The sequence below is a fragment of the Methylacidimicrobium tartarophylax genome, assembly GCF_902143375.2.
GTDB lineage: Bacteria > Verrucomicrobiota > Verrucomicrobiia > Methylacidiphilales > Methylacidiphilaceae > Methylacidimicrobium > Methylacidimicrobium tartarophylax.
Genome location: NZ_CABFVA020000134.1, coordinates 1 through 7,848, shown reverse-complemented (window position 1 = coordinate 7,848; position 7,848 = coordinate 1). Strand labels below are relative to the sequence as shown.

The 7,848-nt window shown below is 63.4% G+C and carries 5 protein-coding genes; 1 reads left to right on the top strand and 4 read right to left on the bottom strand.

All coding sequences use genetic code 11. The features are described 5' to 3' along the window. Positions 1–212, top strand: a 212-nt coding sequence (locus MAMT_RS11570) for a hypothetical protein (protein WP_281289125.1), incomplete at its 5' end; no start/stop codon positions are given. Between the two features lie 223 nt (positions 213–435). Here the strand turns inward: MAMT_RS11570 and MAMT_RS11180 are convergent. The 4 genes from MAMT_RS11180 to aroB all read right to left on the bottom strand — a co-directional run. Next, positions 436–2,811, bottom strand: coding sequence for a phosphoketolase family protein (locus tag MAMT_RS11180; protein WP_142661104.1), 2,376 nt, complete (start codon positions 2,809–2,811; stop codon positions 436–438). A gap of 159 nt (positions 2,812–2,970) precedes the next feature. Beyond that, positions 2,971–5,541: a DNA topoisomerase III gene (locus MAMT_RS11175; RefSeq protein WP_142661103.1), complete on the bottom strand. Its 2,571-nt coding sequence runs from the start codon at positions 5,539–5,541 to the stop codon at positions 2,971–2,973. A gap of 71 nt (positions 5,542–5,612) precedes the next feature. Beyond that, on the bottom strand, positions 5,613–6,701 hold the full coding sequence (gene dprA, locus MAMT_RS11170) for a DNA-processing protein DprA (RefSeq protein ID WP_142661102.1): 1,089 nt from the start codon (positions 6,699–6,701) through the stop codon (positions 5,613–5,615). After that, on the bottom strand, positions 6,698–7,848 hold a 1,151-nt coding region (aroB, locus tag MAMT_RS11165), incomplete at its 5' end, for a 3-dehydroquinate synthase (protein WP_342799838.1). The genes aroB and dprA, both read right to left, overlap by 4 nt.

Here is a 7,848-nt window from a genome sequence, read left to right as displayed (position 1 = left end):
GGATGGAAAACCAAGCCCAACGAAGCAGACGAGCCTATTTTGCAAGCTGCAGGAGAAAGCTTGTGAAAAATGGCGGCTATACTCCGCACATAAGTACGGAAGCTTGGTTGCCCAATCCAATCCGAATTCAAAAGAACGAGTGGATCGGTCCGAAGCCGGCGGCGCAGACCTTCCAGAAGGATCTGAAGCAGCTTTCTTGCTGCGCCGGGTGAGGAGAGGGAGGTGACAGCGAGCGCCCGGACCATGTCGCCACTGGTCAGGATTCGAACCTCACTGTAGCCGACGTCGACCCGCTGGGCAAGAGCGCGCAGACGGTCGGGGCGATGGCTGCCTATCTGAGGAGGAAAGGGCTCGGGCGGAGGGCCTGTGCCAATAGGATCCTATGAAAGACCCTATTGGCACAGACACAGCCTGGGGGCCGCCCGCAATCCCTCTTTACGCCTGACTTCCGGCTGCCGGATGGGGCGCGCTCCACGTCCAGTTTTGAATCTCGGGAAGGTCGTCGAGATGGCTCTTCACGTAGATGCTGTGCTCGGCGAGCTTCTGTTCGAAGAGATCGATGACCGGCTGGACGCGGGAGGCCAGACGGGGGACGCGGCGAAGCGCCTCGATGGCTAGGTGATAACGGCTCATCCCGTTGAGGACGACCATGTCGAAGGAAGTGGTGGTTGTTCCCTCTTCGCGATAGCCCCGCACGTGAAAGCGCGCCGGATTGGGTCGCCCATGCACGAGGTCGTGGACCATCCGCGGATAGCCGTGAAAGGCGAAGATCACCTCTTTGTCCTCGGTGAAGAGATTGACGAAATCCTGGGGATCCATCCCATGAGGGTGGTAGGCGGGAGGGGACATGACCATCAGATCGACCACATTTACGACCCGCACCCGCAGATCGGGGATGTGCGTCTGAAGCAGCCAGGCAGCCGCGATCGCTTCCAGGGTCGGGACGTCGCCGGCGCATCCGAGGACGACATCGGGTTCCCCCCCGTCGTTCCCCGCCCACGCCCAGACAGAGGCGCCGCGGCCGCAGTGTTCCCGGGCCTCCTCCAGACTCAACCATTGAAGAGCGGGCTGCTTCTCGGCAATGATCAGGTTGACGTAGTGTCGGCTGCGCAGGCAGTGGTCGAGGGTCGAGAGGAGCGTATTCGTGTCGGGCGGAAGATAGATCCGAACGACGCCTCCCTTCTTGTTGATCAGGGTGTCGATGAATCCCGGCCCCTGGTGGGTATATCCGTCGTACTCCTGCCGCCAGACATGGGAGGTAAGCAGGTAGTTGAGGGAGGAGACGGGGTGGCGCCAGGGAATCTCCTTGTAGAGCTTGAGCCATTTGGCGTGCTGGCTCGCCATCGAATCGAGCACGGTGGCGAAGGCTTCATAGGAGACCAGAAGGCCGTGTCTCCCGGTCCAGAGGTATCCTTCGAGCCAACCCTCGCAGGCATGCTCGCTTAGGATTTCCATCACCCTTCCGTCGGGAGAGACATGGTCGTCTCCGGGCAGGATCTTGGAAACCAAGCAGCGGTCGGTCACTTCGAAGACGGCCCCCAGTCGGTTCGAATCGGTCTCATCCGGGCAGAAGACACGGAAGTTGTTCGGATTGCGTCGCATGACGTCGCGGACCAAATTGCCCGCTACCCGCGTGGCTTCCGAGTTCACCGTCCCGCGCGGCTTGATCGAAACGGCATAGTTGGCGAAATCGGGCAGATCGAGCTCGACCAGAAGCTTTCCGCCGTTGGCGTAGGGACTCGCTCCCATACGGAGATCGCCTTTCGGGGCCAGCGCTTCGAGGTCCGCGCGAAGACAGCCATTCTCCTCGAAGAGCTCTTCGGGCTTGTAGCTGCGGAGCCAGCTTTCGAGGAGCCGGAGATGCTCGGGATTTTCGCGCGCATCCATCAAGGGCGAGCGATGGGCCCGGTAGGTCCCCTCCAGGGCAACGCCGTCCACTTCCTTCGGGCCGGTCCAGCCGTCCGGGGTGCGCAGCAGAATCAGAGGCCAGCGCGGGCGTCCCTTCACGCCGTTTTCCTGAGCCTCCCGTTGGAAGGCGCGGATCTGCTCGTAGGCCTGGTCGAGGGCTTGCGCCAACTCAGGGTGAACCTTGGCGGGATCGGATCCGGCGACCGTCAGCACCTGGTAGCCGAAGCCCGAAAAGAGCATGCGCAACTCTTCATCCTCCATCCTGCCGAACACCGTGGGGCCGGAGAGCTTGCCGTCGTTGAGATGGAGGATCGGCAGCACCGCCCCGTCCCGCTTGGGATTGAGGAAGTTGATCGACTGCCAGCTTCCGGAGAGCGGGCCGGTCTCCGCCTCGCCGTCGCTCACGACGGCGACCGCGATCAACTCGGGGTGGTCGAATACCGCTCCGAATGAATGGAGCAGAGAATAGCCGAGCTCCCCCCCTTCGTGGATCGAACCCGGCGTCATCGCCGAAACGTGGCTCGGGACGCCTCCCGGCGAGGAGAACTGCCGGCAAAACCGGGTGAGCCCCTCGAGGTTCTGGGGTATCTCGGGGAAAAATTCGGAATAGGTCCCCTCCAAGTAGACGTTGGCCAGGATGGCCGAGGCGCAGTGGCCCGGGCCGGCGAGGAAGAGGAACCGGGCGTTCGTGTCCTGGATCAGCCGATTGAGATGGACGTAGATCAAATTGAGTCCCGGAGCTGAGCCCCAATGGCCGCGGATGCGGGGCTTGAGATGCTCGGGGCGGAGCGGTGCCTGGAGAAGAGGATTCTCCTTGAGGTAGAATTGCGCTGCGGCCAGGTAGTTAGTTGCGCGCCAATAGGCGTTGAGCTTTTCCAGTCTTTCGGCGGAGAGCGGGTTCATGTGCGGCGGAATTCTCCTAAGCAAGGGTTGTTGTGGATGCGCCGGCCGGGCAGCGAGCGCAACTCATCATGCAAAAGGACAGAGCCGATGACAAGCGAGATCCGCTTTACCGGGGAGTGTTTGGGCAAACCGCAGGAGAACGCTTGGGAGACAGCCAGGCTAGTTCTTCTTCTTGCGCCCCCGGGAGGAGGATTGTTTCCCGAGGCCTTTCGTGGCCTTCGCGGACGTTTTGCCGGTGCCCTTAGGCGGACGGCGGGAGGCCCCCTTTGCAGATGGGGAAGCGGGGGTGCGCTTCTCGAAGGCAAAGCCGATCTTCCCGCCTTCCTTAAGTTCCAGGAAGGCCGAGAAGCGTCGCTTGGTCTTTCGAGAGAGGAAGCCCGGGAGGAGGCCGGTCTTTCGCTCGCGGAGCAACTGAGCGATCTCCTCGCGGGAAATCTCTCGGCTGAGGATCTGTTTGCCGATGCGGAAGGAGCAGCTTGGGGTCTCTTTCAGGGCATGCTCGCAGGCGTAGGCGGTCGCCGTCTCGTAGACCGCGCCGCCGTCTACCGGGCAAGAGCCGAGAGACTCTTCGTTCACGATCTGGCGGGACTCGCCTTCGGAGCCGCTTTCGGGAAAGACGAAGGTGATCTTTCCTTCGGGTCCGAGCTTGAGCCGGGCCGAGAAGGGCTGGCCGGATCGGCTGCGGAAGCCCGAAAGAGGCCCGATCTCGCCTTGCTGGACGAGCGCCGACACCTCCTCGCGCGTGAGAAGTCGGCCGGCCAGGAACTTATTGATCCGAAAGCCGGAGGCGGAGCGGTAATCATAGAGGGTCTCCACAAGGGGAGAGCCGTCGACGGGGCTTTTGACGTCCATGGGCTTGGCATAGGCGTCGGCCGAGCCGAATCGGCGCGCATCGTCTACGATCTGGTGGGTCAATCGAGAGATCTCCTCCATGAAACGGGGCCGGGTGAACGAGCCGCGCTCGATCTGCTGGAGTTTCCACTCCCAGTCGCCGGTCATCTCGGGAGAGGAGAGGACGGGAATCCCTGCGGCCTGCAAGAGATCGAAGAGAGCAAAGGCCTTCGGAGTGGCGAGGAGTTCGCGCGCCTGCCGGTGAAGATATTCTTCCTGGACGAGCCCTTCGATGATGGCCGCCCGGGTCGCAGGTGTCCCCAAGCCTTTTTTGGCCATGGCTTCGCGGAGCTGCTCCTCCTCGACGAGCTTGCCCGCGTTTTCCATCGCCGAGAGAAGAGTCGCCTCCGTGAAATGGGGAGGCGGCTTGGTCGAGAGCCCTACGACCTCCACCGCTTCGGCTCGGGCCGTCGCTCCATCCGGCAGAGGAGCAAGGTTCGCCTCTCCTTCACCGCCCGCCTCCGCGGCAGCTTCTCTCCCATAGACGGCAAGCCATCCCGGATCGCGGAGGATCTTCCCCTCGGTGCGGAATTGCTCGTGTTCGATCGTCGTGATGCGGCTGACCGCCTCGAAGCGCGCGGACGGATAAAAGGCGGCCAGGAAGCGCTTGCAGACCAGATCGTAGATCCGGCGCTCCGCAGGATCGAGGCCGCCCGGCAAGGTCCCCGTGGGGATGATTGCAAAGTGGTCGGAGACCTTGGCGTTGTCGAAGATCCGCTTGTTGGGACGGATCCAGCCGTTTTCGAGAATCGCTCGGGCCGCCCCATTCCACAGGGAAACGAGCTTCTCGATCACGGTGCGAACGGTCGGCTGGTAGTCTTCGGGAAGATGGCGGGAGTCGGTTCTCGGATAGGTGAGGGCCTTGTGGGTCTCGTAGAGAGCCTGGCTGATCTGCAGAGTCCGCTTGGCGCTGAAGCCGAACCGTCCGTTGGCCTCCCGCTGGAGGGAGGTGAGATCGAAGAAGGCCGGCGGGGCTTGGAGGAGGACCTTCCGTTCTTCGGAGACGGGTCCGGACTTCCCGAAGCACTTTTCCCGGATCGCCCGGGCTTTTGCCTCCTCCCAGATCCGCTCCGGACGCTCTTCCGGGGCCTCGGGCCTCTTTCCGGCGCCGATCGCGGGATCGAACCAGCGGCCGGTGTAGGAGCCGGAGGAAGCTTGAAAGGTCCCATGGACCTCCCAATAGTTCCGGGGACGGAAATCCTGGATCTCCCGATCGCGCTTCACGACGACCGCCAGGGTGGGCGTCTGCACCCTTCCCACCGGCGTGAGCGCAAAGCCGCCGGGTCTCGAGTGGAGGGCGGTCAGCGCTCGGGTGCCGTTGATTCCGATGAGCCAATCGCTCTCGGAGCGGCAAAGAGCCGCTTGCGCCAGCGGCTCCATTTCCGCCTGTGGCCGAAGATGGATCAAGGCCTGGCGGATCGCCTCCGGGGTCATCGATTGGAGCCAGAGGCGGTCGATCGGCTTCTGCACATTTGCGTAGTCGATCAGATAGCGGAAGATGAGTTCGCCTTCTCTTCCCGCGTCGCAAGCGTTGATCAACCGTTCGACGTCGGCTCTCCGGAGCAGTCGGAGCAGCAGGTCGAGTCGTTGCTTGGTCTGGTTGATCGGTCGCAGCCGAAAGGAGGAAGGGAGGATGGGGAGATGTTCGAGGGACCACCCCTTGTGTTTTTCGTCCATCTCGCCCGGTCGGCAGAGCTCGACTAAGTGGCCGATCGCTGAAGAGATGAGATAGCGATCGTTTTCATAGACGTCGTGGCGACCGTGGGGAAAACCGCCGATCGCTGAGGCGATATCCGCGGCAACGCTCGGCTTTTCCGCGATGATGAGAGTCTTGCCCATGAATTTCCGAACCGTGCGCTCTGGTTTCGCAGCCCTTTTTCCCAGCGCGCCCACATGTTCCCGCCGCCCCGCTAGGCGACGCGCACGAAGGCGTTGCCTGGAAGCCGCCGAACGAGCTGCTTCATTTCAAGTCGCAGCAACGTAGAAGAGACGGTCGGCGATGGCAACCCTGTTCTCGCAACGATCACGTCGAAGAGGCTCTCGTCGAGCGCAAGAGCGGCAAAAACCGCACGCTCCTCTTGTGTAAGGGTAGGGGGGAGCGGCCGCTCCCGGACCACGGGAGCAGCGGGAAGCCAGAGCGCAAGCTCCGAGGTGATGTCGCCGGCTTCCATGACCAGCTTGGCTCCTTGCTGGATGAGTCGGTTGGAGCCGGCGGCCAGGGGGTTGTCGATCCGTCCCGGAACGGCAAAAACCTGTCGACCCTGTTCGAGGGCGCACTGTGCGGTCAAAAGCGCGCCGCTGGAGGTCGGCGCCTCGATCACGAGCACTCCCGAGGAGAGGCCGCTGATGATGCGGTTGCGCTGCGGGAAGGTGTGGCGCGCCGGGGCCGTACCGAGGGGGAATTCGCTCAAGAGGCAGCCGGTGCCTGTAATCCGCTCGGCGAGCGGCTCGTTTTCCGGCGGATACATCTGGTCGATTCCGCAACCGAGGACCGCCCAGGTGGAGCCTTGGGCGGCGAGAGCGCCCATGTGAGCAGCGGTATCGATGCCGCGTGCCAGGCCCGAAATCACCGGAATGCCGGCATAGGCGAGCTGGAAGGAGAGGCGGCGGGCCGTCTCGATGCCGTAGACGCTCGTTCGGCGTGACCCGACAACCGCCACGCCGCGCAACCAGGGATCCGGACGCTTGCCGCGGAGATAGAGCAGAAGGGGTGGATCGGGGAGTTCGGCGAGAGCTTCCGGGTAGCCCCGCTCCCCAAGAAAGAGAAGTTCGATCCCCAACTCCTGGCAGCGGGAGATCTCCTTTCGGGCGGAAGCGGAATCGGCACGGCGGATTTCCGATACGAGCCCTGGTCCGATCCCAGGAAGAGAGGAGAGTGCGGCTTCTTCGGCAGCGAAGACGGCTTCCGCCGAACCGAACGCCTCGCGGAGCCGGCGCGCCCGCGCCGAGCCGATCCCCGGAAGCAGATGGAGGAGGACTGCGGCTTCCTGGGCAGTCATGCCGTCCTACCGAGGATAAGGGCGAGAGCCCGCTCGATCTCTTCCTCGCGGACTTCGGCGACGATGGGATCGCCCAGGGCACGGAGCAGGACCCAGCGATTGGCCCCCTCTTCCCGTTTTTTGTCCACCAGAAGCGCCTCCCGAACGCGCGCGCGGGAAACCCCTTCAACGGTCTGGGGAAGACCGTGCCGGACAAGCAGCCGGTCGAGGAGTGCAATCGCCGATTCGGGAAGCCCGCAGAGGCGATGAGAGAGAAAGGCGGCCACCCGCATGCCCAAGGCGACGGCTTCTCCGTGGACGAGCGTCCGGTAGCTGAGAGCGGCTTCGAGGGCGTGGCCTGCCGTGTGCCCGAAGTTCAAGACGGCACGGCGTCCTCGGGTCTCCCGCTCGTCTTCCGCCACGACCGCCGCCTTGATCTCCACGGACCTCCGGACGATCGCCTGCCAATCGAGCGTGTCCTGGTCCAGGATCGAGAGAAGCGTGGGATCGGCGATCATGCCGTATTTGATCACTTCGGCCAAGCCTGCGCGGATCTCGCGTGCCGGGAGCGTGGAAAGGGTCTTGAGATCCGCGAAGATCCCCCAGGGTTGATAGAAGGTTCCGACGAGATTTTTCCCTTGCGGAAGGTTGATGCCCGTCTTTCCTCCGACCGAGCTGTCGACCATGGCCAGGAGAGTCGTTGGAAGATGGAAGAGAGCGATCCCGCGGAGAAAGATCGAAGCAGCGAAGCCGGCGAGATCGCCGACGACTCCTCCGCCCAAGGCGATCAGAGTGCCCTTCCGGTCGATCCGGTTCTCGGCCAGCTTCTCTAAGAGGAGACCGAGCTGAGAGAGGCTCTTGGACTCTTCTCCCGGAGGAACCCAGAGGATGACGGAGTCAAAACCCGCCTTGGCGAGCGAAGCCTGCGCCGTCTCCGCGTAGGCGCGCAGTGCGGCGTCGGCGACGAGGGCGATGCGCGAGCTCAACGGGTGGCTGGCGGAGAGCCGGGGACCCAACTCTTCCAGAAGGCCGGTGCCGATCTGGACGGGATAGGTGCGACTGCTGGTACAAACCATGAGAGGGCGGGCGGGGTTCATGAGGACGAATGTAGAGAAGAAGTGGGAGAGGGACGAGCGGAAGCGCTCGGCGCTCCTCCCCGGCTCTGCCG